23 protein-coding genes, 1 tRNA gene and 1 pseudogene are annotated in these 25,874 nt (G+C 60.9%); 16 read left to right on the forward strand and 9 right to left on the reverse strand.

Translation table 11 applies throughout. From position 1 onward, the window contains the following. Positions 1–29: 29 nt before the first annotated feature. Genes ACS4RS_RS11540 through ACS4RS_RS11555 form a run of 4 tightly spaced genes read right to left on the reverse strand, consistent with a single transcriptional unit; the run spans position 30 to position 3,173 of the window. Positions 30–947 (reverse strand): NAD-dependent epimerase/dehydratase family protein, encoded by a 918-nt coding sequence (locus tag ACS4RS_RS11540; RefSeq protein ID WP_439010862.1) that lies wholly within the window; start codon positions 945–947, stop codon positions 30–32. Further along, a complete protein-coding gene (locus ACS4RS_RS11545; protein WP_439010861.1) occupies positions 944–1,768 on the reverse strand; it encodes a glycosyltransferase in 825 nt (274 codons plus the stop codon). Before ACS4RS_RS11545 ends, ACS4RS_RS11540 begins: the two co-directional genes overlap by 4 nt. Continuing rightward, on the reverse strand, positions 1,765–1,956 hold the full coding sequence (locus ACS4RS_RS11550) for a hypothetical protein (RefSeq protein WP_449313658.1): 192 nt from the start codon (positions 1,954–1,956) through the stop codon (positions 1,765–1,767). The genes ACS4RS_RS11545 and ACS4RS_RS11550 overlap by 4 nt, the downstream gene beginning before the upstream one ends. Then, positions 1,953–3,173 carry an NAD-dependent epimerase/dehydratase family protein gene (locus ACS4RS_RS11555; RefSeq protein ID WP_439010860.1) on the reverse strand — a complete coding sequence of 407 codons (1,221 nt, stop codon included), beginning with the start codon at positions 3,171–3,173 and terminating at the stop codon, positions 1,953–1,955. Before ACS4RS_RS11555 ends, ACS4RS_RS11550 begins: the two co-directional genes overlap by 4 nt. A gap of 163 nt (positions 3,174–3,336) precedes the next feature. Here ACS4RS_RS11555 and ybgC point away from each other — a divergent pair, with 163 nt between their 5' ends. The 14 genes and pseudogenes from ybgC to serA all read left to right on the forward strand — a co-directional run bounded on the left by ybgC (position 3,337) and on the right by serA (position 19,385). Next, positions 3,337–3,792 carry a tol-pal system-associated acyl-CoA thioesterase gene (ybgC, locus tag ACS4RS_RS11560; RefSeq protein WP_097629244.1) on the forward strand — a complete coding sequence of 152 codons (456 nt, stop codon included), beginning with the start codon at positions 3,337–3,339 and terminating at the stop codon, positions 3,790–3,792. A gap of 375 nt (positions 3,793–4,167) precedes the next feature. Next, entirely contained in the window at positions 4,168–4,887 is a 720-nt protein-coding gene (gene tolQ / locus ACS4RS_RS11565) for a protein TolQ (protein WP_003582115.1), read from the forward strand. An 18-nt stretch (positions 4,888–4,905) separates the two neighbouring features. Further along, entirely contained in the window at positions 4,906–5,361 is a 456-nt protein-coding gene (tolR, locus tag ACS4RS_RS11570; protein ID WP_003542730.1) for a protein TolR, read from the forward strand. Between the two features lie 8 nt (positions 5,362–5,369). Then, entirely contained in the window at positions 5,370–6,509 is a 1,140-nt protein-coding gene (locus ACS4RS_RS11575; RefSeq protein WP_439010859.1) for a hypothetical protein, read from the forward strand. Next, the gene (locus ACS4RS_RS11580; RefSeq protein WP_449313659.1) at positions 6,510–6,923 is read left to right on the forward strand and encodes a hypothetical protein; all 414 of its coding nucleotides are present in this window, start codon (positions 6,510–6,512) and stop codon (positions 6,921–6,923) included. A gap of 20 nt (positions 6,924–6,943) precedes the next feature. Then, positions 6,944–8,251 (forward strand): Tol-Pal system beta propeller repeat protein TolB, encoded by a 1,308-nt coding sequence (gene tolB, locus ACS4RS_RS11585; RefSeq protein ID WP_439010857.1) that lies wholly within the window; start codon positions 6,944–6,946, stop codon positions 8,249–8,251. A gap of 152 nt (positions 8,252–8,403) precedes the next feature. Next, positions 8,404–8,937 (forward strand): peptidoglycan-associated lipoprotein Pal, encoded by a 534-nt coding sequence (gene pal, locus ACS4RS_RS11590; RefSeq protein ID WP_097629248.1) that lies wholly within the window; start codon positions 8,404–8,406, stop codon positions 8,935–8,937. Between the two features lie 158 nt (positions 8,938–9,095). Beyond that, complete coding sequence (gene ybgF, locus ACS4RS_RS11595) at positions 9,096–10,085, forward strand: tol-pal system protein YbgF (protein WP_439010856.1); 990 nt, start codon at positions 9,096–9,098, stop codon at positions 10,083–10,085. Positions 10,086–10,096: 11 nt separating this feature from the next. After that, positions 10,097–11,556, forward strand: a pseudogene (tilS, locus tag ACS4RS_RS11600) (tRNA lysidine(34) synthetase TilS). A 97-nt stretch (positions 11,557–11,653) separates the two neighbouring features. After that, the gene (gene ftsH / locus ACS4RS_RS11605; RefSeq protein ID WP_439010855.1) at positions 11,654–13,585 is read left to right on the forward strand and encodes an ATP-dependent zinc metalloprotease FtsH; all 1,932 of its coding nucleotides are present in this window, start codon (positions 11,654–11,656) and stop codon (positions 13,583–13,585) included. 243 nt (positions 13,586–13,828) lie between these two features. Next, complete coding sequence (glmM, locus tag ACS4RS_RS11610) at positions 13,829–15,181, forward strand: phosphoglucosamine mutase (protein ID WP_439010854.1); 1,353 nt, start codon at positions 13,829–13,831, stop codon at positions 15,179–15,181. 264 nt (positions 15,182–15,445) lie between these two features. Continuing rightward, positions 15,446–16,282, forward strand: a complete 837-nt coding sequence (locus tag ACS4RS_RS11615; protein ID WP_003590357.1) for an outer membrane protein — start codon at positions 15,446–15,448, stop codon at positions 16,280–16,282. A gap of 183 nt (positions 16,283–16,465) precedes the next feature. Continuing rightward, a complete protein-coding gene (locus ACS4RS_RS11620; RefSeq protein WP_439010853.1) occupies positions 16,466–17,644 on the forward strand; it encodes a phosphoserine transaminase in 1,179 nt (392 codons plus the stop codon). Between the two features lie 145 nt (positions 17,645–17,789). Then, positions 17,790–19,385: a phosphoglycerate dehydrogenase gene (gene serA / locus ACS4RS_RS11625; RefSeq protein ID WP_439010852.1), complete on the forward strand. Its 1,596-nt coding sequence runs from the start codon at positions 17,790–17,792 to the stop codon at positions 19,383–19,385. A gap of 81 nt (positions 19,386–19,466) precedes the next feature. On the opposite strand, the gene ACS4RS_RS11630 is transcribed toward serA, so the two are convergent. After that, positions 19,467–19,730 carry a hypothetical protein gene (locus ACS4RS_RS11630; protein WP_439010851.1) on the reverse strand — a complete coding sequence of 88 codons (264 nt, stop codon included), beginning with the start codon at positions 19,728–19,730 and terminating at the stop codon, positions 19,467–19,469. A 508-nt stretch (positions 19,731–20,238) separates the two neighbouring features. Between ACS4RS_RS11630 and mnmA the strand changes: the two genes are divergently transcribed. Together mnmA and ACS4RS_RS11640 are read left to right on the forward strand one after the other, a co-directional pair. After that, the gene (mnmA, locus tag ACS4RS_RS11635; protein ID WP_439010850.1) at positions 20,239–21,438 is read left to right on the forward strand and encodes a tRNA 2-thiouridine(34) synthase MnmA; all 1,200 of its coding nucleotides are present in this window, start codon (positions 20,239–20,241) and stop codon (positions 21,436–21,438) included. A gap of 136 nt (positions 21,439–21,574) precedes the next feature. After that, positions 21,575–21,651: transfer RNA gene (locus ACS4RS_RS11640), tRNA-Met, on the forward strand. A 523-nt stretch (positions 21,652–22,174) separates the two neighbouring features. Here the strand turns inward: ACS4RS_RS11640 and ACS4RS_RS11645 are convergent. The 4 genes from ACS4RS_RS11645 to ACS4RS_RS11660 all read right to left on the reverse strand — a co-directional run bounded on the left by ACS4RS_RS11645 (position 22,175) and on the right by ACS4RS_RS11660 (position 25,874). Beyond that, a complete protein-coding gene (locus ACS4RS_RS11645; RefSeq protein ID WP_439010849.1) occupies positions 22,175–23,008 on the reverse strand; it encodes a VCBS domain-containing protein in 834 nt (277 codons plus the stop codon). 403 nt (positions 23,009–23,411) lie between these two features. Continuing rightward, on the reverse strand, positions 23,412–24,128 hold the full coding sequence (locus ACS4RS_RS11650) for an ATP-binding cassette domain-containing protein (RefSeq protein ID WP_439010848.1): 717 nt from the start codon (positions 24,126–24,128) through the stop codon (positions 23,412–23,414). After that, positions 24,109–24,873 (reverse strand): ABC transporter ATP-binding protein, encoded by a 765-nt coding sequence (locus tag ACS4RS_RS11655; RefSeq protein ID WP_449313660.1) that lies wholly within the window; start codon positions 24,871–24,873, stop codon positions 24,109–24,111. The genes ACS4RS_RS11650 and ACS4RS_RS11655 overlap by 20 nt, the downstream gene beginning before the upstream one ends. Next, the gene (locus ACS4RS_RS11660) at positions 24,870–25,874 is read right to left on the reverse strand and encodes an ABC transporter permease subunit (protein ID WP_439010847.1); all 1,005 of its coding nucleotides are present in this window, start codon (positions 25,872–25,874) and stop codon (positions 24,870–24,872) included. The genes ACS4RS_RS11655 and ACS4RS_RS11660 overlap by 4 nt, the downstream gene beginning before the upstream one ends.

The raw sequence follows: 25,874 nt of genomic DNA on the forward strand, positions 1-25,874 counted from the left end.
CCGATTGCAATTCGGCGCATCCTGCAACGTCAGACTTGCGTGGACCTGTATACTGGGGCCGCCGGCAGCGCGGCGGCGAGCCGTTGCATCGTTTCCTCGAACAGCGGGGCTCCGCCCGGCATCCAGCCGAGCGCGCGGATTTTCTCCGTCTTCATGGGATTGAGCGCCAACCTGTCGGCGGGTGGCGGCAGCACGTGCCGAGAGCCGGTCGCGCGCCGGATGGGTGAAAGGATATCGCGCGTGTCGACTGAGATGTCTGAGACGTTGAAGATCTCGCCGGAGATGCGGGTGCTTTCCGTCTCCAGCATCAGCCGGACCGCATGCCCGAGATCGCGGCCGTGAACTTCCGTCCCCACACGAGAAACAACAGGCCGTCCGGCGAGGTAATCGGCGATGAGACCGTCCCATTTGTTCGGCGAGAAATCGCCATAGATGCCGGTCGACCTCAGGCTTACGCCGGCAAACCCCGGGGTGGAGAGGTGGACAAGCGCGCGTTCGGCATCTAGCTTGACCTGGCCGTAGAGCGTTTCCGGCTTGGCCAGCATCGTTTCCGTGAGTTCGGTTCCCTCGGGATGTTCGCCATAGGCGGCGCGGCTGGACAGGAAGATGCAGCGGCGCGTGCCGGCGCGTTTGGCGGCTTCGAAAAGCCGGACGGTACCGTCGAGGTTCAGCCTCTGGAAGGTCTTAGGATCGTCGCCTTCGCCGCCGCGATATTTGCCCGGAACATGGTTGAAGGCGGCGTGCACGAAGAAATAGGCGTCGTCGAAGATGTCGATCTGATCCTTATCGGAATCGAGCGAAAGTGCTGCGAACTCGACAGATCGGGAAAAAAGGCGGGGTGGCGGCGCACGACGTCCGCCGACGATCACCTGATAATCGGCGCTCAGAAGTTCCTCGACGACATAGCGGCCGACGAGACCCGTTCCGCCAGATACCAATACCTTCATGCTGCCCCTTCCGGATTTGCCAGTGCCGCAATCTCGGGCACATCGCCGCCATCGTGGAAACGGTGCCACAAATCGATCAAAGGTTGTAGCCGCGCCGCTTTCGGATGATCTTTTTCCCACGGTTTTTCATACTGGTAGTGCAGGATCGAAACGCTCTTCCAGTCCCAAAGCTCCGGCATGGTGAACCATACATACTGCAGCATGTTGAAATAGACCGGTAGGCCGTGCCAATCCGGGAAGAAAGCCTCAAGAAAGGTCTGGTCGGTGCGCCGCCAGAAGCTCTCCGGCCTGTCGAGCCTTTCGAGCATGTGCCGGAACGTGTCTTGCGAGGGCGTGGCGACGAAGACGCCGGAATTCATGCGGCGGAAGTCGGCAAGGCCTTCATAGACATTGGGGGCGGCGGAAAATTCCGGATAGAGGAAAAGCCGGTCGACGTTTTTGAGCACGAGAGCATCGGCGTCGATGAAGACGCAGCGCTCGTATTCGAGGAGCTGCCAGAGCCGGAGTTTGCAGAAATTGTCGAGCGGCGAATGAAAATCCGGCTTGCGGCCCTTGGTGAAGGGGGCAGCCGAATGGAGTTGGCCGCGGGCGTGGCGCTCGTTGAAGGCGGTAGACAGCGGCAGGTGCTCGACCTCGATCAGGCGGCAGCCGAGGGTCATGAGCGGGGCAAGGGCGGCTGCATCGACGCCGCCTGTATGGAGGATGACGATGTCGGCGCTGGTGCCCGTCCGCCTCAGTGAGTGGACGAGGGCGGTGGCGCCCATGGCGTAGTCGGCATTGGTGACGAGGGTGACGTAGGCGAGGCCTGAGGTAGAGGTCACTGGTGCCAGCCGCCTCCACGCACGCCCTCATTCCTGTGCTCGTCACAGGAATCCAGCCACGGCGCGTCCGCGCCGTGCATGATTCTCCAGCGCCCAAAGACTTGGGCGCGCTGGATTCCTGTGACGAGCACAGGAATGAGGGAGAGATCGTTGGACTGGCGGCGCTTCAATAGCAAACCATCACTCATGACACCGACTTCAGCCGCTTGCCTTCCGGATCGTGGTTGATCGTCGCGGCGATGTCTTTGGTCCAGGCGGAGACGGCCGGTACACGCGAACGGTCGACGCGATAGGCGAATTTCTTCGCCACGTCGACGATTTCGCCGAGAAGGCCTGCTTCCAGCGTGATCGGTTCGAGGCCGAGAATGCGGAATTTCTCGCTCTGAACGATCAGCTCGTTCTCGGCTGCTTCCTTGCGCGGGTTGGGCAGCCAGGCGATATCACCGCCGCTTATCCCCGCGATCATCAGGGCGAGGTCGCGCACCCGGTGGGTTTCCGTCATCTGGTTGAAGATTTCGACGCGGGCGCCACGAGCGGGCGGGTTGTTGAGCGCCAGTTCGATGCAGCGCACCGAATCCTGGATATGGATGAAGGCGCGGGTCTGGCCGCCGGTGCCGTGCACCGTCAGCGGATAGCCGATCGCCGCCTGGATGAGGAAGCGGTTCAGCACGGTGCCGTAATCGCCGTCGTAGTCGAAACGGTTGATCAGCTGCGCATGGCGGCGCGTCTGCTCGGTATGCGTGCCCCAGACGATGCCCTGGTGCAGGTCGGTGATCCTCAATCCGTCGTTCTTGGCGTAGAACTGGAAGAGGAGTTGATCCAGGCACTTGGTCATGTGGTAGATCGAGCCGGGATTGGAGGGATAGAGGATCTCCTGGCTGACCGTCTCGCCGGACGCGGTTTCGATGCCGACCGGCAGGTAGCCTTCGGGGATCGCTGCGCCCACAGTCGAATAGCCGTAGACGCCCATGGTGCCGAGGTGGATGAGATGGGCGTCGAGATTAAGCTCGGTCAGCGCGTTCAGGAGGTTGTGCGTTGCGCTGACATTGTTGTTAACCGTGTAATTCTTGTGGCGGTCGCTTTTCATCGAATAGGGCGCGGCCCGCTGCTCGGCGAAATGAATGACGGCATCCGGGCGGTGTTCGGAAAGCCAGTTCTTCAGCAGTTCGTAATCCTTGGCGAGATCGATTAGATTGAAGTGGATGCGGCGTCCGGTTTCGGCATGCCAGATGCGGGTGCGCTCCTGGATCGAATCCATCGGTGTCAGCGACTGAACGCCAAGCTCCGTGTCGATCCAGCGGCGCGAGAGATTGTCGAGGATATGAACGTCATGCCCGGCATCGGAGAGGTGCAGCGACGTTGGCCAGCCAATGAAACCGTCTCCGCCCATAACCGCAATCTTCATCACATCGTCTCCTGATCTGTCGCTCAATATCGGGAATAGTTAGGAATTATGACAATCATTCAATGCCTACCGGCTGGGCATTCAATGCCTGCCTACCGGTCATTCAATGCTTGCCTGTCGGGAAGCGTTGCGCCAAAGAGGGCACCGCAGTTTGGAGAAAATTATGACGGAGCGCCCTTTTTCCATTTCGGGAGAGCTGACGGAGGCCGGACATCGCCTCGTGCAGCGGGTCTATTATGAAGATACGGACTTCTCCGGTCTGGTCTACCACGCTCGCTACCTGCATTTCCTCGAGCGCGGCCGCACCGATTATCTGCGTTGCCTCGGCGTCGAGCAGCGCGAACTCGTCAGCGCCGACGAGGAGGGGCTCGTCTTCGTCGTCCACCGTATGGAGATCGACTTCAAGAGCCCGGCGCGCATGGACGATGTGCTGACGATCCTGACCCACACGGAAAAAGCCGGCGGCGCCAAGATGGTGCTCAATCAGCAGATCCGCTCGGGCGAGACGCTGCTGATATCAGCCAAGGTGATCATCGCCGTCATCAACGCTAAAGGGCGGCCGCGGCGGCTGCCGGAAACGCTGGCGGCGAAATTCCTGGAAGGTAGCACGCCGCTATAGGCGCGAAGTGCCCGGAATTCAGCCTTGTCAAAACTTGAGGTTTATGTGAAGGAATTCCCGCGCTGCAGGATGAGCGCTCTTTCGGCAGCCGGATCTTGCTCCGGTCAAGTAAACCATGGAACGAAATCGTCCAAACACAGGCTTACTGTCACAGTCAGGCACTAACGATCTATTAACCATAATAGTGTCTTACTGGGAAAGTCGGAGTTTGTGCGGTGCACGCCTTCCTTTGACCAAATTTGACGGCAAGAAGGCGGAAGATGAGCTTGGAAGTTTGACCAGGGCTTTGGGCGGCGGCCGCCGGACACTTCTTGCGAGATCACTTTGTGCCGCCCGGTCCAGCACCGGGCGTTTGGATTCGGGGATTTTGGATCAATGGAACAAGTAGGATTGGCAGCAGCAACGACGGACGTCAGCCTCTGGTCGCTTTTCATGCAGGCCGGTATCGTCGTCAAGCTCGTCATGCTCGGGCTTATCGCCGCTTCGGTGTGGACCTGGGCGATCGTCATCGACAAATACCTTGCCTATGGCCGTGCACGGCGCCAGTTCGACAAGTTCGAGCAGGTGTTCTGGTCGGGCCAGTCGCTGGAAGAACTTTACCGATCGCTGTCGGAACGCAACAATACGGGGCTGGCGGCGATCTTCGTGGCCGCCATGCGCGAGTGGAAGAAATCCTTCGAACGCGGCGCCCGTTCGCCGATCGGCCTGCAGATGCGTATCGATCGGGCGATGGATGTGACGCTGTCACGCGAATCGGAATTTCTCGGCGCCCGTCTCGGATCGCTGGCAACGATCGGTTCGGCCGGTCCGTTCATCGGCCTCTTCGGCACGGTCGTCGGCATCATGACCTCGTTCCAGGCGATCGCTGGTTCGAAGTCGACCAATCTTGCGGTCGTTGCGCCCGGTATCGCCGAAGCGCTGCTTGCAACCGCCATCGGCCTCGTTGCCGCTATTCCGGCGGTTATCGCCTACAACAAGTTCTCTGCCGATGCCGGCAAGCTCTCGGGCCGCATGGAAGGTTTCGCGGATGAATTCTCCGCCATACTTTCGCGCCAGATCGACGAGAAGCTGCAGCCGCGCGCTGCAGCTCAGTAACCAGCGGAGTATACTGACATGGGTATGGCTGTTGGAGGCAATGGCGGCGGGGGCGGCGGACGCCGCCGTCGCGGCGGTCGGAACAGGGCCGTGATTTCCGAAATCAACGTGACGCCGCTCGTCGACGTCATGCTCGTGCTTTTGATCATCTTCATGGTCGCGGCACCGATGATGACCGTCGGCGTGCCGATCGACCTGCCGGAAACGCAGGCCAAGGCGCTGAATTCCGAGACGCAGCCGATCACCATCTCCGTCAAGAACGACGGCGAAGTGTTCCTGCAAGAAACGCCGATCCCGGCCGCAGAGATCGCCGCCAAACTCGAGGCGATCGCCACCACAGGCTATAACGAACGGATCTTCGTGCGCGGTGACGCGACAGCGCCTTATGGCGTCATCGCCGACGTCATGGCCCGTATTCAGGGCGCAGGCTTCAAGAATATCGGCCTCGTGACGCAGCAGAAGAAGGACCAATAGCGTTCAAGATGAAGACCAGCGTCGTCACATCTGCTGTTCTGCATTGCCTGGTGCTTACCTGGGCGATGGTGTCGCTTAGCGCCCCGGAATCCTTCAAGGTGGAGGATTTCGAGGCGATGCCGGTCGATCTCGTGCCGGTGGAATCCATCACCCAGATGCAGCAGGGCGACAAGAAGGCTCCGAAGAAGGAGACGTCCGCGCCGGTGCCGACGACACGGCCGCCGATCGCACAGCCGGCCGAGAATGCCGGCGACAACAATGTCGACCTGAAGACACCGCCGGTTCCGAACGCCAAGCCGAGCAACAGCGAAGCTGCCGCGGCGAATTCCAGCGAAAAGCCCCTGCCGAAGACCGATCCCAAGCCGAACGACGTCAAGGACATCGTCAAGGAGGAGACGGAAGTCGAGCAGCCGAAGGAGGTCGCTTCGATTCCGCCGCCGAAGCCCGTCGAAGTGACGCCGCCGAAGCCGGAGGAAAAACCGCCGGAAGAACAGGCCAAGCCCGAGGAACCGCCGAAGCCGGATGCCGAGGCGCTGCCGGACAATGTGCCGACCCCGGTCGCCAAGCCGCAGGTAAAGCCGCCGGAACCGCAGAAGCCCGCCGAAAAGCCGCCGGAAAAGACCCCGGACCAACCGAAGACCGCCGACACGCCGACCGACAAGAAGAAGGCCGACAAGAAGCAGGAAGTGGCGAAGGCTGCGTCTTCGATGAAGAGCGACTTCAACGCGGACGAGGTCGCGGCTCTGCTAAACAAGACCGATCCTTCCGCCGGCGGCTCCAAGCGCTCGACGCAGGAGGCATCGCTGGGTGCGAAGAAGAGCAATGGTGGTTCCAAGCTCAGCCAGAGCGAAGAAGATGCGGTGCGCGGCTTGATCGAGGGCAATTGGCTTGTCACCCCCGGCATGGAAGGCCTTTCCGGTATGGTCATCAAGGTGCATATGAAGCTCGACAAGGATGGCAATATTATTGGTCAGCCAGAAGTCGAGTCATCGGGCGGCAGTAGTAGCGATGCCACACGCCGTGCGTTGGAAGGCGGGGCCTATAGAGCTGTCATGAAGTCTGCCCCCTTCTCGATGCTTCCGAAGGACAAGTATGAGGCTTGGAATGAGTTCGACCTGAATTTCGATCCGAGTTCTATGGGAATCTAGATGCTGACGGACCTGTCCCATGGCAACAAGTCTTTTGCAGCCGCCATCATGCTTGGAGCGATTCTGGCTTGTGCGCCTCAGGCGTTGGCACAGTCGGTCGACGCGGCGACCTCAAAGAAGTCAGCCATGGATTTACAGCACGCAATTGCTTCCTCCTTCAATGTTCCTACCGGGCAGGCGAGCGGCGGCAGAGTTTTGATCACCGTCCATCTGCGGCTCGACAAGAATGGGGCGATCGTTGGGTCACCCGCGGTAACAGCCTCGGGCGGCAACGAAGCTGCTCGAAAAAGCCTGTCGGCTGCGGCTCTCCGGGCGGTGAAGCGCTCGTCGCCATTCCCGATGCTCCCGAAAGATAAATACAGATCCTGGAACGAAGTCGTCCTGCACTTTGAATCCGGCGATCCGACTCCATAGATGCTGAAAGGCTGTTTGGTATGACAAAGTGTTCCTTTTTCCGCGCCATTTTGGTTGCAGTTGGCCTGATGACCACTGCCGTCTTTGCAACGCCGGCCAACGCGCTGGTCACCCTCGACATCCGAAAAGGCAATGTCCAGCCGATGCCGATCGCGGTGACCGACTTCCAGGGCGACATGGGTGCGCAGGTCTCGCAAGTCATCGCCGCCGACCTGCAGCGCTCGGGGCTTTTCGCGCCGATCAACAAAACCGCCTTCATCGAGAAGATTTCTAATCCCGACGCTTCGCCGCGTTTCGAGGACTGGAAGGTCATCAATGCACAGGCACTGGTTACTGGCCGGGTTACCAAGGAAGCGGATGGGCGTCTTCGCGCCGAATTCCGGCTCTGGGACCCGTTCGCCGGACAGCAGATGACCGGTCAGCAATTCTATACGCAGCCGGAGAACTGGCGCCGTGTAGCTCACATCATCGCCGATGCGATCTACAAGCAGATCACGGGTGAGGAAGGCTATTTCGACACCCGTGTCGTCTTCGTCTCCGAATCCGGCACCAAGCAGCAGCGCAAGCGCCAGCTGGCGATCATGGATCAGGACGGCTTCAACGTGCGGATGCTGACGGATGGCAGCGATCTCGTGCTGACGCCGCGCTTCTCGCCGAGCCGGCAGGAAGTCACCTATATGTCCTTTGCCAACCAGCAGCCGCGGGTCTATCTGCTGCAGCTGGAAACCGGGCAGCGTGAGGTCGTCGGCAATTTTCCGGGCATGACGTTCTCGCCGCGCTTTTCGCCGGATGGCCAAAAGGTGATCATGAGCCTGCAGCAGGACGCCAATTCCAACATCTATACGATGGACCTGCGCTCGCGCACGACGACGCGCCTGACCTCGACGGCTGCGATCGACACTTCGCCTTCCTATTCGCCCGACGGCGCGCGCATCAGCTTTGAAAGCGACCGCGGTGGAAAACCGCAGATCTATGTGATGAACGCCGATGGTTCCGGCCAGACCCGTATTTCCTTCGGTGACGGCTCCTATTCGACACCGGTCTGGTCGCCGCGCGGCGATCTCATCGCCTTCACCAAGCAGGCCGGCGGCAAGTTCTCGATCGGCGTGATGAAGCCGGATGGTTCGGGCGAGCGCATTCTGACGACGGGCTTCCACAATGAGGGCCCGACATGGGCGCCGAACGGCCGCGTGCTGATGTTCTTCCGTCAGGCGGCAGGTGCCGGCGGGCCGCAGCTCTATTCGATCGATCTCACCGGCTACAACGAGCAGCTTGTGAAGACGCCGAGCTACGGTTCCGACCCCGCCTGGTCGCCGCTTATGGAGTAGGCAATGCGCTGCTGCCCTCATCTCGCCCCAGAATCATGGAACCGGGCGACCAAGGGACAAATCAGTAATTCGTTAACCATAGTCTTTGAGGGGCGGTTAACCGAGTGCGGTTACTGTCCGGAAACCCTAATGAACCCGCAAGGAGACCGGCCATGAGCCGAATTCATACCCCGGCAATGAGCCGCATGCAGAATTTCGCCCGCAACCCCGTCATGATCGCGCTTGTCGCCGGTCTCGCCCTTGCGAGCTGCGCCAAGAAGAACGGCGGCATGCCGAATAACGCCGGCGATATCGGCCTCGGTGCCGGTGCCGCAACGCCGGGCTCTGCCCAGGACTTCACGGTCAATGTCGGCGACCGCATCTTCTTCGACACCGACTCCTCGTCGATTCGCGCCGATGCCTCGCAGACGCTCGACCGTCAGGCCCAGTGGCTCGCCCGCTACCCGAACTATCAGATCACCGTCGAAGGCCATGCCGACGAACGCGGTACGCGCGAATACAACCTCGCGCTCGGCGCCCGCCGTGCGGCTGCCGCCAAGGATTATCTCGCTTCGCGCGGCGTCCCGGCGCAGCGCCTGAAGACGATTTCCTACGGCAAGGAACGTCCGGTTGCCGTCTGTGACGATATTTCCTGCTGGTCGCAGAACCGTCGCGCGGTCACGGTTCTCGGCGGCGCCGGCATGTAATCTGCCGATTAATTCGCTTTCGGAAGGCGGTCCTCTCGGGGGCCGCCTTTCTTTTTGACCACACTTTGGCCAGACTCCGTTGCTTTTTGACAGCAATTGGAAAAATCTCCTGTTCGTGCCATCGAGGTGCGAAGAATCACTGGGACAGGACGATACATATGAAAAAACTTGTCGTGGCAGGCATGCTGTGCCTCGCGGCTGTGACCGGGAGCGAAAGGGCAGCCTACTCCGCCTCGTTCTTTGGGCTGCATCTCGGCGGCCGGTCCGCGGAAAACCAAGCGGTGCCGCCTGTTGTCAAGGTGCAGAGCGGCGACGCCGAGGTTCGCGTGCAGCAGCTCGAAGAGCAGCTTCGGCAGCTGAACGGCCGGATCGAGGAGATGAGCTTCCAACTGCTGCAGATGCAGGAGACAATCCGCAAGCAGCAGGAAGACAATGAATTCCGCTTCCAGCAGTTGGAAAAGACGGGTGCCAGCGGCGGCGGTGCCAAAGCCCCTGTCAAAAAGAGCGAGACCGACCCCGCTCCAGCAGCTTCCGGCGGCGATGACGTTGCCAGGGTGATCCAAGCACCGCAGGGAGCCGAAACGGCTCCCTCCACCAATGTGCCCAGCAATAGCGGCCTCGGCCAGCCGCCGAAGGAGCTCGGCTCGATCGAGTTCGATCAGAACGGCAATCCGGTCGGCGGAAGCGTCGACGAGAATGCCGGAGTGGGCTCCGGTCCGATCCCCGATGCCAATCCCGGCGCGCCGCAGCAGACTGCCTCGCTCGGCGGTGAGGCGGACCAGTACAAGGCGGCCTATGGTCACGTCTTGTCCGGCGATTACAGCACGGCCGAACAGGAATTCACCCAATACATCACCCGCTACCCGAGCAGTGCGCGGGCGGCGGACGCCAATTTCTGGCTCGGCGAAGCGCTCTATTCGCAGGGCAAGTACAATCAGGCGGCCAAAACCTTCCTCAATGCGCACCAGAAATACGGTACGTCGGAAAAGGCGCCCGAGATGCTGTTGAAGCTCGGCATGTCGCTGGCTGCGCTCGACAATACCGAGACGGCCTGTGCGACGTTGCGCGAAGTCTCGAAGCGGTATCCGAAGGCATCGCGTGCCGTCATAAGCAAGGTTGCGAGCGAACAGAAACGCCTCGCCTGCTAAGGTCTTCCGGCATGTCTCCGGAAGCCCGATCGCCACGAGAGGCGATCCTCCAGTTTCTCACGTCGCTCCAAAGCCCCGCACTCATTCTCGTCGCCATATCAGGCGGCAGCGATTCCACCGGCCTGCTTCTCCTTCTCGATGAAGCCGTGAAGGCCGCGCCCCATCTTGAAATTTCCCTATGCGCTGCGACCGTCGACCATGCGTTGCGCGCCGGCTCCGCAGACGAGGCGCGAGAAGTCGCAGCCTTCTGCGCGTCGCTCGGCATTGCCCACGCCATCATGAACTGGCAGGGCGACAAGCCGAAAACCGGCATCATGGCGGCGGCCCGCGAGGCGCGCTATGGCTTGCTAGCCGAAGCGGCAGAAGCGCTTGGCGCCGATGTCATCGTCACCGCCCATACACTCGACGATCAGCGTGAAACGCTTGCTATGCGCGGCATGCGAACGGAGGAGGTTTCGACGGGTATTGCCGATGCGGTGCTCTTCGACCGGCGTTTCTGGATCTTGCGGCCACTTCTCTTTTCCAGCCGGGCCGATATACGCTCTTTCCTGAGAGAGCGGCGCGCGGGGTGGATCGACGATCCCAGCAATGAAGATGTGAAATACGAACGCGTGCGCATCCGGCGGCAGCTTACGGCCGAGGCAGATGCCGAGAGTAATATCCGCACCGTCTGGGAAGAACGATTGGCTCTTTCGGCCAAGGGAGCGGAATGGCTGGATCGTCATTTCAAGCTTCACGGCGGCCTGCTCGGGCAGGTGATGTCTGCAGGGTTGTGGCAGGATCGCGCCGTTCTCGACTATGTGCTCGGCCGTTTGACGGCCGTTTTCGGCGGACAGCCGTTTGCGCCGGGGAGGGTGCAAATGGAGCGCCTTCTCTCATTTGCCGCGGGCGGGGAGCCGGGGCGGATGACTGTCGGCCGGGTGGTGTTCGATCTCAGGCGTGACGGGCTTTATCTCACGCGCGAAAGCCGGGGTATCTTGCCGCTGGTCTTGCAGCCCGGGGAGGCGGGGGTGTGGGATGGGAGGTTCAATGCAGTCAATAGATCTGGGGCGGATGCGAGCATAGAAGCGCAAGCCGGCCGTTCCTCCCTCATTCCTGTGCTCGTCACAGGAATCCAGCCACCGCGCGTCGGCGCGGGGAATGACTGGACAATGCCCAAGGTGTCTTCCGCGCCCAAGGAGTTGGGCGCGCTGGATCCTGTGACGAGCACAGGAATGAGGGCGGGTTAGGGAGCGCCCTGCCCAAGGCCGCATGGAAGCGCGCCATCGCCTCAGCGCCGGCCATATCCGTGCAAGAGGTCCCTTTATCTGCGGAAACCGCCGGAGCGATCAGCCTGACGCCTTATTTCGCACCCTTCGACCGCTTTTTGACACGATTTGATTTCATCTTTGCCAACAGGCTTTCGGCGGTTTTCGCGACGGCGCCCTATGCGAGGCCGCCTTTAAGAAGTATTGACGGAAAAACCATCTGACCTGGGGGCTCGCCTTGGCAATCGCTCGGCGCAACCCTATGTTAGAAACGAATAAGACGGTCGCCATGAGGCGGCTGTTCCAGTGCTGGGGAGTTCAATGAACCCTAACTTACGAAATTTCGCCTTGTGGGCGATCATAGCGCTTCTGCTGATCGCCCTTTTCAGTATGTTCCAGACGGCGCCGGCGCAGACGGGCTCCCGCGAAATCCCTTATTCGCAGTTCCTGCGTGAGGTCGATGCGGGCCGCGTGAAGGATGTCGTGGTCACCGGCAATCGGCTGAGCGGAACGTATCTGGAGAATAACAATAATTTCCAGACCTATTCGCCTGTCATCGACGACAGCTTGCTCGATCGCCTGCAGGCCAAAAACGTTGCTGTCACTGCGCGTCCGGAGACCGATGGTTCCTCTGGCTTTCTGAGCTATCTCGGAACGCTGCTGCCGATGCTGCTCATCCTCGGCGTCTGGCTGTTCTTCATGCGGCAGATGCAGGGCGGCTCGCGTGGCGCGATGGGCTTCGGCAAGTCGAAGGCCAAGCTGCTGACCGAAGCGCATGGCCGTGTCACCTTCGACGACGTCGCCGGTGTCGACGAGGCCAAGCAGGATCTCGAAGAAATCGTCGAATTCCTGCGGGATCCGCAGAAGTTCCAGCGTCTCGGCGGCAAGATCCCGCGCGGCGTGCTGCTCGTCGGCCCTCCGGGCACCGGCAAGACGCTGCTCGCCCGCTCGGTTGCCGGCGAAGCCAACGTACCCTTCTTCACCATTTCCGGTTCCGACTTCGTCGAAATGTTCGTCGGCGTCGGCGCTAGCCGCGTGCGCGATATGTTCGAGCAGGCGAAGAAGAATGCGCCCTGCATCATCTTCATCGACGAAATCGATGCTGTCGGCCGTCATCGCGGCGCCGGTCTCGGCGGCGGCAACGACGAACGCGAGCAGACGCTGAACCAGCTGCTGGTCGAGATGGATGGCTTCGAGGCGAATGAAGGCGTGATCCTGATTGCCGCCACCAACCGCCCCGACGTGCTCGACCCGGCGCTGCTGCGTCCGGGCCGTTTCGACCGTCAGGTCGTGGTTCCGAACCCGGATATCGTCGGTCGCGAGCGCATCCTCAAGGTGCATGCCCGCAACGTTCCGCTGGCGCCGAATGTCGATCTCAAGGTTCTTGCCCGCGGTACGCCCGGTTTCTCCGGCGCCGACCTGATGAACCTCGTCAACGAAGCTGCCCTGATGGCCGCCAGACGCAACAAGCGCGTCGTCACCATGCAGGAATTCGAAGACGCCAAGGACAAGATCATGATGGGCGCCGAGCGCCGATCCTCGGCCATGACCGAGGCGGAAAAGAAGCTCACCGCTTACCATGAGGCCGGTCACGCCATCACCGCGCTCAATGTCGCTGTCGCCGATCCGCTGCACAAGGCGACGATCATTCCGCGCGGCCGTGCGCTCGGCATGGTCATGCAGCTTCCCGAGGGCGACCGCTACTCGATGAGCTACAAGTGGATGGTGTCGCGCCTCTGCATCATGATGGGCGGCCGTGTTGCCGAAGAACTCACCTTCGGTAAGGAGAACATCACTTCGGGTGCCTCCTCCGACATCGAGCAGGCCACCAAGCTTGCCCGCGCCATGGTCACGCAATGGGGCTTCTCCGACCAGCTCGGTCAGGTTGCCTATGGCGAGAACCAGCAGGAGGTCTTCCTCGGGCATTCGGTTTCGCAATCGAAGAATGTTTCGGAAGCAACCGCGCAGAAGATCGACAATGAAGTGCGCCGCCTGATCGACGAAGCCTATACGCAGGCCCGCACGATCCTGACGGACAAGCACGACGAATTCGTCGCTCTTGCCGAAGGTCTGCTCGAATACGAGACGCTGACCGGTGAAGAGATCAAGGCGCTGATCCGCGGCGAGAAGCCGTCGCGCGATCTCGGCGATGATTCGCCGCCAAGCCGCGGCTCGGCGGTTCCGAAAGCCGGCGCACGGCCTGCCGCCAAGGGTGATGAGCCCGAAGCCGGCCTTGAACCGCAGCCGCATTGAGCGGCTGCCACGATTTTGTACAAGGCCGGATTTCCCCAGCGGGGAGATCCGGCCTTTTCTATTGGTAACGGGATATAATCATTTTTCTTGCTAATTTACGTGCCGATCGCCGCATTTTGTGGCATTCCGCTGAATTGAGGCAAGCGTGAATCACGCTCCTGGATTGACGACATTCCATGGAAGCCGGATTCGCTTGGAACGGTGCGCTGCCTTGAATGGCGCGCGAAAAGCGCAGGAGTGCAGATGAAGAGACGCTATTTCGGTACGGACGGCATTCGCGGCCAATCCAACGTGTTCCCGATGACACCGGATCTTGCCATGCGGGTCGGCATCGCCGCCGGCACGATTTTCCGCCGCGGCAACCACCGCCACCGCGTCGTCATCGGCAAGGATACGCGCCTTTCCGGTTATATGCTTGAGAACGCCATGGTCGCAGGCTTCACGGCTGCTGGTCTGGATGCCTTTATTCTCGGCCCGATTCCGACGCCTGCCGTCGCGATGTTGACGCGCTCGCTGCGCTGCGATATCGGCGTGATGATCTCAGCGTCGCACAATCCTTACGAGGATAACGGCATCAAGCTCTTCGGCCCTGACGGTTACAAGCTTTCTGACGACCTCGAAGCCGAGATCGAGGATCTGCTCGAGAAGGACCTGAACGCCCAGCTTGCCAAATCCGACGATATCGGCCGCGCCAAGCGCGTCGATGGCGTGCATGACCGCTATATCGAACATGCCAAGCGTACGCTGCCGCGCGACGTGACGCTGCAGGGGCTGAGGATCGCGATCGACTGCGCCAACGGTGCCGCCTACAAAGTGGCGCCTGCCGTGCTCTGGGAGCTCGGGGCCGAAGTCGTCACCATCGGCAATGAGCCGAACGGCACCAACATCAATCTCAATTGCGGCTCCACCAGCCCGGTTGCGCTGCAGAAGAAGGTCGATGAGGTGCGCGCCGATATCGGCATCGCGCTCGACGGCGATGCCGACCGCGTCATCATCGTCGACGAAAACGGCTCGATCGTCGACGGCGACCAGCTCATGGCCGTCATAGCCGAGAGCTGGGCCGAGAGCCAGCAACTGCGCGGCAACGGCATCGTCGCCACCGTGATGTCCAATCTCGGCCTCGAGCGCTTCCTCGACGAGCGACGCATGGCGCTTGCCCGCACGCGGGTCGGCGATCGTTACGTCGTCGAGCATATGCGCCAGCACAATTACAATGTCGGCGGCGAGCAGTCGGGCCACATCGTGCTTTCGGACTACGGCACGACTGGCGACGGTCTGGTCGCAGCGCTTCAGATCCTGGCAGCGGTAAAACGGACCGGCCGGACCGTCAGCGAGGTCTGCCGCCGTTTCGAGCCGGTGCCGCAGCTCCTGCGCAATGTCCGCATCAGCGGCGGCAAGCCGCTGGAAGATATCCATGTGCAGAAGGCGATCGCCGATGCAGAAGCCGAACTGGCAAAGAACGGCCGCCTCGTCATCCGCCCCTCGGGCACCGAGCCGCTGATCCGCGTCATGGCCGAGGGCGATGATCGCGCCCAGATCGAGCGCATCGTCAACGAGCTGATCGGCACGATCTCGAACGTGCGGACTGCCGCCTGATCCTGTGAAAATAGATTACTGAAGGAGCCGGTGCGCAAGCGCCGGCTTTTTCGTTATGCGCAATGGTTCAGCCAGAATCTATGCTTGCTGCAGGCCGAATTCTTATCGTTGCGACCCGTGTTTTTCTCTCAGGAGTATCTGCAGAATACGGTAAATAATCGTGGTTAAGCAGCTTTTAACGTTTCCCGTTCATTATCCATCCGAAGCGTATCAGTTTGGCAGCGACTTGAGCCTGCCGCCTCAACGAATTTTGGAGTGGGATCCATGAAAAGAAGCTTGTCCGGCATCTTCGCCGCATTGTTGATCGCGACAAACGCCTATTCCGCGGACCTCGCCCCTGCCGAGCCGATCCCGGAGCAGCCGCCTGAAGTGACGGTCAGCGAAGCGACCGGCTGGTACCTGCGCGGCGACGTCGGCTATGCCTTCACCGATCTGCGCGGCGCCCGCTATTTCCAAGGCAGCAACTCCAACGAGGTCGATTTCGACAGTGCCGATCTGGACGACGCGTGGACGGTCGGCGGCGGTGTCGGTTATCAGATCAATAGCTATCTGCGCACCGATCTGACTTTCGACTATCTGACGCAGGCTGATTTCAAAGGCTCGACGGTCGGGCAGTGCGGCTTCCCTCTGGTGGATTGCACGTCGAGCGATCGCTCTTCGCTGACCGCCTACACGCTGCTTGCCAACGCTTACGTCGATCTCGGCACCTACGGCTACGTCACGCCTTACGTCGGCGCCGGTATCGGTGGTTCCTACGTCAAGTGGAAGAACCTGCGTAACGTCGCCTGCGCCGATGACGGCAGCTTCTGCGATGATCAGGTCACCCATGGCGGCAAAGGCAACTGGCGCTTTACTTACGCCCTCATGGCCGGCGCCTCGATCGACGTCACCTGCAACGTCAAGGCCGATGTCGGCTACCGCTACCTGCATATCGACGGCGGCAACATGTTTGGCTATGCCGAAAACGGCGGCCCCGGCCGAGACAAGGGTCTCAGCGTCCACGAAGCCCGCGTCGGCGCCCGCTATCTCTTCGGCGGTTGCGCTCAGGCGAGCTACGAACCGCCGCCGGAAATCCCGCTGCAGCCGGCGGTCTACAAGTAGGCCTAATTCTCCTCCATCAGAAAGCCGCCCACCCGGGCGGCTTTTTGCTGCGTCAAGCGTTCCTGCGTCAAAATATCCTCTTTCTGCGACACTTCGATCTTGACTAAGACGCCTGCTATCCATACACACGGCGGCGGGACACCCTTCCCCAACGAAGGGCTTTCTATCTGAGAGGATAGCATCATGGTGAAGACCGCAAAGCCGGACATCCGTCCGAATAATACCCACTTTTCTTCTGGCCCCTGCTCGAAGCGCCCCGGTTGGTCGCTCGAGGCTCTTTCCGACGCGGCCCTTGGCCGTTCGCACCGCGCGAAGGTCGGCAAGACCAAGCTGAAACAGGCCATTGACCTTACCCGTGAAATTCTCGACGTGCCGGCGGATTACCGCATAGGCATCGTTCCGGCGTCCGATACTGGCGCCGTCGAAATGGCGCTCTGGTCGCTGCTCGGCGAACGCGGCGTCGACATGCTCGCCTGGGAAAGCTTCGGTGCCGGCTGGGTCACCGATGTCGTCAAGCAGCTGAAGCTCAAGGACGTGCGCAAGCTCGAAGCCGGTTACGGCGAACTCCCCGATCTCTCCGCCGTCGATTTCGACCGTGACGTCGTCTTCACCTGGAACGGCACCACATCAGGCGTGCGCGTGCCGAACGCCGATTTCATCCCTGCCGACCGCAAGGGCCTGACGATCTGCGATGCCACCTCGGCCGCTTTCGCGCAGGAACTCGATTTCGCCAAGCTCGATGTCGTCACCTTCTCCTGGCAGAAGGTTCTGGGCGGCGAGGGCGCGCACGGCGTCATCATTCTTTCGCCGCGCGCCGTGGAGCGCCTGGTCACCTATACGCCTGCCTGGCCGCTGCCGAAGATCTTCCGCATGACCTCGGGCGGCAAGCTGACGGAAGGCATCTTCCAGGGCGAGACGATCAACACGCCGTCGATGCTCTGCGTCGAGGACTATATCGATGCGCTTGTCTGGGCAAAGGGCCTCGGTGGCCTCAAGGCGCTAATTGCGCGCGCCGATGCCAACGCCAAAGTCATCCATGATTTCGTCGCGGCCAACGGGTGGATCGCCAATCTCGCCGTCAAGGCGGAAACGGCCTCCAACACCTCGGTCTGCCTGAAGATCGTCGACAAGGACATCACGGCGCTCGACGACGACGGCCAGGCGGCTTTCGCCAAGGGCCTGGTCGGCCTGCTGGAAAAGGAAGGCGTCGCTTATGACGTCGGACACTATCGCGACGCGCCGTCCGGCCTGCGCATCTGGGCCGGCGCCACGATCGAGGCATCCGACATGCAGAAGCTGATGCCCTGGCTTTCCTGGGCCTTCGAAACGCAGAAGGCGCAACTCGCTCAGGCGGCCGCCTGACGTGATCGCATCCGGCTCCGCCACAGGGCGGAGTGGATCATAGAATAAGAGCATGATGTCGTCCGAAAACCGCATACACTTTTCGGCATCATGCTCTGGCATCCCTGATTTCATCCATCGCTGAACACTTTTGAAGGAGGCCACAATGGCACCTCGCGTTCTCGTATCCGACGAATTGTCGGAAACCGCCGTCCAGATCTTTCGCGACCGCGGCGTCGAAGTCGATTTCGAACCGCAGCTCGGCAAGGACAAGGACCGTCTGCTCGACGTCATCGGCAAGTATGACGGTCTCGCCATCCGCTCCGCCACCAAGGTGACGGAAAAGATCATCCAGGGGGCGACGAACCTCAAGGTCGTCGGCCGTGCCGGCATCGGCGTCGACAATGTCGATATTCCGGCTGCCTCGCGCCGCGGCATCATCGTCATGAACACGCCCTTCGGCAATTCGATCACCACGGCCGAACACGCGATCGCGCTGATGTTTGCCGTCGCCCGCCAGCTTCCGGCAGCCGATACCTCGACGCAGGCCGGCAAATGGGAGAAGTCGAAATTCATGGGCGTCGAGATCACCGGCAAGACGCTCGGCGTCATCGGCGCCGGCAATATCGGCTCGATCGTCTGCGCCCGCGCCATCGGCTTGAAGATGCATGTCGTTGCCTACGATCCGTTTCTCTCCAAGGAGCGCGCCGAGGAAATGGGCGTCACCAAGGTCGAGCTGGACGAGCTTTTCGCCCGTGCCGACTTCATCACGCTGCACGTGCCGATGACCGACAAGACGCGCGGCATCCTCAACAAGGAAGCGCTGGCAAAGACCAAGCCGGGCGTTCGCATCATCAACTGCGCCCGTGGCGGCCTGGTCGATGAGGCAGCGCTTGCCGAAGCCATCAAGTCCGGCCATGTCGCCGGTGCCGCCTTCGACGTCTTCGAGGTCGAACCTGCCAAGGAAAGCCCGCTCTTCGGCCTGCCGAATGTCGTCTGCACGCCGCATCTCGGCGCCTCGACCACCGAGGCGCAGGAAAACGTCGCTCTGCAGGTGGCAGAACAGATGGCGGATTACCTCGTCAAGGGTGCGGTCTCCAACGCCATCAACATGCCGTCGATCACTGCTGAGGAAGCGCCGATCCTGAAGCCCTTCATCCGGCTTGCCGATGTGCTCGGCGCCTTCGTCGGTCAGGTCACCGAGGAGCCGATCAAGGAAATCGATATCCTCTATGACGGCATCACCGCCAACATGAACACCCGGGCGCTGACGAGCGCGGTGCTTGCCGGACTCATCCGCCCGCAGGTCGCCGACGTCAACATGGTTTCGGCGCCGATCATGGTCAAGGAAAAGGGCGTCGTGCTTTCCGAAGTCAAGCGCGACAAGACAGGTGTCTTCGATGGCTATATCAAGCTGACGGTGACGACCGAGAGCATGACGCGTTCGGTCGCCGGCACGGTGTTTTCGGATGGCAAGCCGCGCTTCATCCAGATTAAGGGCATCAACCTCGATGCCGATGTCGGCTCGCACATGATCTATATCACCAATACCGACGTTCCCGGCATGATCGGCTTCATCGGCACGACACTTGGTACTGCCGGCGTCAACATAGCCAACTTCCAGCTCGGCCGCGACAAGCAGGGCGGTGACGCCATCGCGCTGCTCTATGTCGACGGCGACGTGGACGACGCTGTACTGGGGCAGCTGACGGCCCACCCGGCGATCCGCCAGGCAAAGCTGCTCACCTTCAATATTGACTGAGTTTCTTCCTCCCAAGGGAAACAGCAAAAACCCGGCCTTGGAAACGGCGCCGGGTTTTTGCTGCATCAGGAATGGAAGAATTCAGTGGTGCTTGCGTCGGTGGACGATCCGGCCGAGGCGGGCGGCATCGTCCTGCGCCTTGCTGCGATGGAGAAAAGCGAGCCGGTTGCCGTCAAAACCCTGGAAGAATTCGTCCCAGGAAATTTCGTCCATCGGTGCCGAGGAGAAGTCGACGCAGACGGTTTCGCTATCTCGGGCGTCCTTGATACGGGCGGGATGGCCGCCGCGTTCCTCGATCCAGTGTCTGATCCTGCTGTAATCCGCTGTCGTTCCGAACCTGGCCATGAAACCCTCCGCAGACACTCGATTGCGACATTCATCACCCGCAACGCATGATAGAGGGAAGTGTTCCATGGCGCATAAATTATTTTGTCGAATGATTTTCGGTTCAACTGTCCTTCTCAAGCATTCGTTATTTTGAGAATTGTGGTCCAACCGGCATAATTCCCATGGGCTGGAAAGGAGGATGTCTATGAAACGCTATTCATTCTCGATAATCGGACTGGCGCTCTTGACCGCCATCATCGCCAATCCGGGCATCGCATTCGCCTGCAACAAGCTGATCGGCACCTGAGCCGCACCCCCGCTTTCAAGGCGTGGCCTAGGCTGCGCCTTGCTTTGCCGGGGAATTCCAAAATTCCGCTATCCGAGGCCGCCTCTTGCGTCCCGGTACAATCCTTTCTATATCGGTTGTTCAGCGAGAAATGGCGGCCGATCCCGCCTGATATAGGCAAATCCGCCGCAATTGCAGCGCAAGGGCGGATCGGGACCCACGCAGAATTTGGCACCACCGTTGAACACACTGGATTTTGACAAGCAGCCGGAAGAGACCCGTGTCGTCGTCGCCATGTCGGGCGGCGTCGATTCATCCGTCGTCGCCGGCCTTCTCAAACAGCAGGGTTACGACGTGCTCGGCATCACGCTGCAGCTTTACGACCACGGCGCCGCGGTTCACCGCGCCGGTTCCTGCTGCGCCGGCCAGGATATCGACGATGCGCGCCGCGTCTGCGAAACGCTCGGCATCCCGCATTACGTGCTCGATTACGAAAAGCGCTTTCGCGAGACGGTGATCAATCCCTTCGCCGAAAGTTACGTCGCGGGCGAAACGCCGATCCCTTGCGTTTCCTGCAACCAGACCGTCAAATTCGCTGATCTTCTGGCGACCGCCAAGGAGCTCGGCGCCGATGCGCTGGCGACCGGCCACTATATCCGCTCGCGGCCGAACCCGTCACCGGAGCATCCCGGCCGCCGTGCACTTTACCGCCCGGCCGATGCCGACCGCGACCAGAGCTATTTCCTGTTCGCCACGACGCAGGAACAGATCGACTACCTCCGCTTTCCCCTCGGCGGCCTGCCGAAGGCCGAGACCCGAAGGCTCGCCGAAGAAATGGGCCTCGTCGTTGCCAAGAAGGCCGACAGCCAGGACATCTGCTTCGTGCCGCAGGGCAAATATTCCGACATCATCACCAAGCTGAAGCCGAACGCGGCGCTCGCCGGTGAGATCGTTCATCTCGACGGCCGGGTGCTTGGAACCCATGAGGGCATCCTGCACTTCACCATCGGCCAGCGCCGCGGCATCGGCATCGCCACCGGCGAGCCGCTCTATGTCGTCTTTCTCGACGCACGCTCGCGCCGCGTTATCGTCGGCCCGAAGGAGGCGCTGGAAACCCATCGCGTCTATCTGCGCGACGTCAATTGGCTGGGCGACGAGACGCTTGCGCAAGCTGCCACGGGCGACGGTTTTGCCTGCTACGCCAAGGTCCGCTCGACGCGGGCGCCGGCGCCCGCCGTACTGCATGTCGATGCCACAGGCACCTATGTCGACCTGACGGTCGGTGAGGCGGGCATCGCCCCCGGCCAGGCCTGCGCGCTCTATTCCGCGCCCGGCGACAATGCCCGCGTCTTCGGCGGCGGCTTCATCGAGCGCTCGGAGCGCGAACCTTCGGCCGAGGCTTCGCTTAAGGCGCTTTTGGCCAGCCCCGTCGCCGCCTGAAACCGATAGAAGAGGGCGGGCGGCAAAGCCCACCGTTTTTCTCCATCATGCGCTTGACACAAAGCCGAAGCGCACCTTATAAGCCGCTCATCCCACGAGCCCGCAGCGCTTCGCGAGCAGGTATCGTTTGACCAGTGGCGGAGTAGCTCAGTAGGTCAGAGCAGAGGAATCATAATCCTTGTGTCGGGGGTTCAAATCCCTCCTCCGCTACCAACTCTCATTGCAGATTTGGCGATTTTTTCGGCTTGATTCGAGCCGGTGCCGGCGGTCGTGATAGCTCGCCGGTGGCAGCGCAAACAGCGGCGGCCGGCAAAGCCGGTCAGCTTCTGATTGGCAGGATTTCCGCTGGCGCCGAAGACTGGACTATTTATAGAGCGTCAGAAGCACTATTGGCAGCTTCATCGTCCAAAGGTGGGATACGGCAGCGATAATAATAGCCCATACGGCAAGCGAGAACGTCACCGCCGCTAACTTGATTCCGACTGGCTGCATCATTTCCTCCCCCAGCATCCGTGTCCTCCTCGGACATTCTCATGCTAGCAAACACGCAGGTCTGTCCGCTATCGCAAGAAATTGGTACTAGGCGGGCGGCTGCAGTGTGAGGATGTTGCCCGCGCGGGAATGTTCCTGATTGTTCTTCACCGTGGCGAACGGCTTCGGCCTCCCTGGCATCTCGAACATCACCTCGTTCCCGATGCGGCCGGAAGGCCGACTGCCTGTTCATCCGAGACGCCATTCAAACGATGAAATGAAAATTGTCGTATCGCGCACCATAATAATCCGGACCGCTCGTTTCCGTAATGACGGGCTCGGTGTCGAGTAGGAGATAGTCGATGTCGCCCCAGGCGCTGAGATCGATCACTTGGGGTGCGTCCATGCTGTCGGCGGTTACGTTAACCGTGGTCGAGAACACGATATTGCCATTGAGATGACCTTCGATCGTCAAGACATTGTCGTAGTCCGACGTGCCGTTTGCGACACTGAATTGCTCGATCTGGAAGGGGCCGCCATCGGCCGATAGAATGGGTGTCCAGAATACGCCGCCCGACAGAACATGGTTGCCGTCGGCTTCTTTCTGAACTGTGGCGTCGTCGCCATCTCGCCAGGCGCCCCAATCGAAGCCTTTATAGCCGGTAGGGAAGTCGTATTTGCCGACGTCCTCGAAATTGACGAAGACGTCGCCACGTTCCGGCAGGTCGACGGCGATATTGAGCAAGCCGAAGTCGGTGGCGCCTTTGCCGTCGGAAATCTTGAAATTGAACTGGTCGACAAGTTGATCTCCAGGGCCGAGCATGGCCACCACCGGGTTGGAATGATCGAGCGCATAAGTGTAACCACCATTGGAATAGACGGTCAGCGTGCCGTATTTTCCCTCGATCGTCGTGCTCGTGGCAGGCCCGTTCGGATCGGCCGGTTGGGGAATTCGTTGTCCATTCACGAAGTTCAGGCGCACCTGATCTCCGTCGACATCGGTAGCGCTGGTATTTTCGAGAATGTCGCCACTGATCGGGTCGTTGATATCGAAAACAGGCAAGTATACGTCACCTGCGACCGGCTTGTGATTTGCCATTTCTACCTCCCGTCTGATCTTATCTTTGACTATGCAACCCTATCGGGTGTCTGGCAACCGAAATTGCTGGGAGGGTCGGAGCAAATCCGCCTATCAATCCACAGATCTTCAATTGGCTTCAGATCAAGCATCGAAGTAAATAGATCGGCGTGGATGCCGATCTTGTATATATGCCGTGGTAGGGTTTTCTCTTACGCTGTCGCCGTCTGGTCGATCCTGGGGTTTCTCGCCTTTTCAGGCGATCCATCAATTCGTTTGGAAGAAGACTTTCGGGCAGGATAATAATGGCAGGCCAATGATGACGTCGTCATGACGATATACTGCGTGAATTGCTCGACGTGCCAAGTGCGATCTTGAAGGCGATACGGGGCGACCGACAGCTTGAGCTTTTGCCGAGCATCCATCAGTGTAGCCCGCCGACCCCAAGCAGGCTCTCGACAGCCTCATGATCCCTGGTGAGGCTCTCCGGCGTTCCCGTCCAAGCCAGTCGTCCTCGTTCGAGAATGACGACCTGATCGGCGAAATCGAGCGCGCTCTGGATGCGCTGTTCCACCAGCACGATGGTCATGTCGCCTGTCTTGGCGAGCTCGGCGAAGGCAGCCATCAGTTCCTCGCAGATAACCGGTGCAAGACCCTCCAGCGGTTCGTCGAGCAGCAGCACGGACGGGCGGCCGAGAATGGTGCGGGCGGTGGAGAGCATCTGCTGCTCGCCGCCGGAGAGCTGGCTGCCGAGGTTGCGGCGGCGCTCCTTCAGGCGCGGGAACATGGCATAGGCTTCGTCAAGCGCCGTTTTCGGCCGCGCCTTCAGGCCGACGAAGAGGTTTTCCTCGACCGTCAGCGTCGGGAAGACGCAGCGTGTCTGCGGAACATATCCGAGACCCCTATGCGCCCGTGCAGCACTTGGCGCCGCGGTGACATCCGAGCCGCCGAGGCGGATATGGCCGTCATATCGCCTGGTCTGCCCGGCGAGTGTGGCGAGAAGCGTGGTCTTGCCCATGCCGTTGCGGCCGAGCACGGCTAGCCGGGCGCCGGCCGGTATCGAGAAGGAAATGTCTTCGAGTACGCGCGTCGGCCCATATCCGGCCGACAGATTTTCGACCTCAAGCGACAGGGCTGGCATTGGCATAGCTCCCGAGATAGGCCTCGCGCACGCGGGCATCCTTGGTGACGTCTTCAGGCCGGCCGTCGAAGATGATCGCGCCGGCGGCCAGCACGATGACGCGCCTGGCGAACCGGAAGACAAGATCCATGTCGTGTTCGATCATCAGGACGGCGAGATCGGCAGGCAGATCGGCAAGCGCCTGCTCGATGCGGCCGGTATCGCTTTGCGGCACGCCGGCTGCCGGCTCGTCGAGCAGCAGCACCTTCGGCTTCAGCGCCAGCGCCACGGCGATCTCAACAAGCCGCTGCTGGCCATAGGCGATCTCGCTGACCTTGCGATGCATCAGCGGCGCCAGCCCGAGCTTTCCGAGGAGATCGTCGACCTCCGCCATGACATCGGGCATATGCAGAAAATTGCCGAACATGCGTCCGCTGCGCCCGCCCCGCTGAAGAACGGCAAGCCCGACATGTTCGGCCGGTGTCATATCCTGGAAAAGTCGTGTCACCTGGAAAGATCGCACGAGACCGCGTTTGACCCTGCCGATCGCGCCGACTTTCGTAACCACCTCGCCGCTAAGCCGCACCTCGCCGGAATCGGGGGGAAGGTTGCCGGTCACCAGGTTGACGAAAGTGGTCTTGCCGGCGCCGTTCGGTCCGATCAGCGCCACGCGATCGCCCGGCGACATCGCCAGCGAGACATCGTTGGTGACGGCAAGGCCGCCGAAGGCCTTTTTGAGATTGGCAACTTCGAAGACGGAGCTCATGAGTGCTGCTCCCTGCGGCGGCGGAAAAAGCTCGCAGCGGTCCCGTAGAGACCTTTCGGCGCGAAGAGTACGACGGCGATCAGCAGCGCCCCGACCATGGTCAGCCAGTGGAAGGGATTGGCGGCCGAGACATAATCCTCGAAGAGCATGAAGATGACCGTACCGGAGAGCGCGCCGAAGAGAGAGCCGGTACCGCCGAGCACGAGCATGACAAGCGCTTCGGCCGATTGGGTGAAAGACAGGCTGTCGAGGCCGACGACCTGCGTCGAGATCGCATTCAGGGCGCCGCCGACCCCCGCCACGGCGCCTGAAATGAGGTACATCCTGATGAGCGCCGCCTTCGGCGAAGCACCCATGGCGCGGATGCGCAGCGGGTCCTGCTTGATGCCGCGGCAGAGCATGCCGAAGGGCGAGCGGACCAGAAAGCGCAGCAGCACGAAGACAACAAGCAGCAGCGCCATTCCGAAGAAGAAGGCGGTTTGACCGTAGAGATCGAATTCGAAAATGCCGAAGATCGGATCCGGCGCGATGCCGGAAAGTCCATCGCTGCCTCCTGTCCATGACGACGCTTTGTTGGCGAATTCGTGGAAGAGGTTGATGAGCGCAATCGACAGCACCAGTTGCGGCAGTCCATGCGCCCGCAGAACGATTACGCCGCTAAGCAGCCCGGCAATGGCGCCGCCTGCCACGCCGGCAAGCATCATCAGCAGCGGATCATTGATGCCGTAATGCGCCGACAGGATCCCGGCGGCATAGGCGCCGGAGCCGAAAAGCGCGGCATGGCCGAGTGTGGCGACGCCGCAATAACCGGTGACGAGATCGAGCGACAAAACCAGCAGCGCGATCGTAATCATCCGGGTCAGAAGGGCGAGATTATCGGGGAAGGCGACATAGCCGATTGCAGCGATGGCCGTCATCACCGCTACTCCGGCAAGATCGCGGCCGAGAGCCCTGCGCGGATGCTGAGGACGTCCGTTTTTGTTGTACACAACAAGCGCCAT

Origin of the sequence: Rhizobium sp. F40D2 (genome assembly GCF_051810745.2) — a bacterium.
Lineage (GTDB): Bacteria > Pseudomonadota > Alphaproteobacteria > Rhizobiales > Rhizobiaceae > Rhizobium.

Excerpts from the sequence above, each read along its gene's own strand:
- pal (WP_097629248.1), top strand. The coding sequence starts at position 8,404 with ATGAGCCGAATTCATACCCCGGCAATGAGCCGCATGCAGAATTTCGCC.
- ACS4RS_RS11660 (WP_439010847.1), bottom strand. The coding sequence starts at position 25,874 with ATGGCGCTTGTTGTGTACAACAAAAACGGACGTCCTCAGCATCCGCGC.
- ACS4RS_RS11555 (WP_439010860.1), bottom strand. The coding sequence starts at position 3,173 with ATGAAGATTGCGGTTATGGGCGGAGACGGTTTCATTGGCTGGCCAACG.
- tolQ (WP_003582115.1), top strand. The coding sequence starts at position 4,168 with ATGGAACAAGTAGGATTGGCAGCAGCAACGACGGACGTCAGCCTCTGG.
- ACS4RS_RS11630 (WP_439010851.1), bottom strand. The coding sequence starts at position 19,730 with ATGGCCAGGTTCGGAACGACAGCGGATTACAGCAGGATCAGACACTGG.
- tolR (WP_003542730.1), top strand. The coding sequence starts at position 4,906 with ATGGGTATGGCTGTTGGAGGCAATGGCGGCGGGGGCGGCGGACGCCGC.
- ACS4RS_RS11615 (WP_003590357.1), top strand. The coding sequence starts at position 15,446 with ATGAAAAGAAGCTTGTCCGGCATCTTCGCCGCATTGTTGATCGCGACA.
- ftsH (WP_439010855.1), top strand. The coding sequence starts at position 11,654 with ATGAACCCTAACTTACGAAATTTCGCCTTGTGGGCGATCATAGCGCTT.
- ybgF (WP_439010856.1), top strand. The coding sequence starts at position 9,096 with ATGAAAAAACTTGTCGTGGCAGGCATGCTGTGCCTCGCGGCTGTGACC.
- glmM (WP_439010854.1), top strand. The coding sequence starts at position 13,829 with ATGAAGAGACGCTATTTCGGTACGGACGGCATTCGCGGCCAATCCAAC.
- ACS4RS_RS11655 (WP_449313660.1), bottom strand. The coding sequence starts at position 24,873 with ATGAGCTCCGTCTTCGAAGTTGCCAATCTCAAAAAGGCCTTCGGCGGC.
- serA (WP_439010852.1), top strand. The coding sequence starts at position 17,790 with ATGGCACCTCGCGTTCTCGTATCCGACGAATTGTCGGAAACCGCCGTC.
- ACS4RS_RS11580 (WP_449313659.1), top strand. The coding sequence starts at position 6,510 with ATGCTGACGGACCTGTCCCATGGCAACAAGTCTTTTGCAGCCGCCATC.
- tolB (WP_439010857.1), top strand. The coding sequence starts at position 6,944 with ATGACAAAGTGTTCCTTTTTCCGCGCCATTTTGGTTGCAGTTGGCCTG.
- ybgC (WP_097629244.1), top strand. The coding sequence starts at position 3,337 with ATGACGGAGCGCCCTTTTTCCATTTCGGGAGAGCTGACGGAGGCCGGA.
- ACS4RS_RS11540 (WP_439010862.1), bottom strand. The coding sequence starts at position 947 with ATGAAGGTATTGGTATCTGGCGGAACGGGTCTCGTCGGCCGCTATGTC.
- ACS4RS_RS11620 (WP_439010853.1), top strand. The coding sequence starts at position 16,466 with ATGGTGAAGACCGCAAAGCCGGACATCCGTCCGAATAATACCCACTTT.
- ACS4RS_RS11645 (WP_439010849.1), bottom strand. The coding sequence starts at position 23,008 with ATGGCAAATCACAAGCCGGTCGCAGGTGACGTATACTTGCCTGTTTTC.
- ACS4RS_RS11550 (WP_449313658.1), bottom strand. The coding sequence starts at position 1,956 with ATGAGTGATGGTTTGCTATTGAAGCGCCGCCAGTCCAACGATCTCTCC.
- ACS4RS_RS11575 (WP_439010859.1), top strand. The coding sequence starts at position 5,370 with ATGAAGACCAGCGTCGTCACATCTGCTGTTCTGCATTGCCTGGTGCTT.
- ACS4RS_RS11650 (WP_439010848.1), bottom strand. The coding sequence starts at position 24,128 with ATGCCAGCCCTGTCGCTTGAGGTCGAAAATCTGTCGGCCGGATATGGG.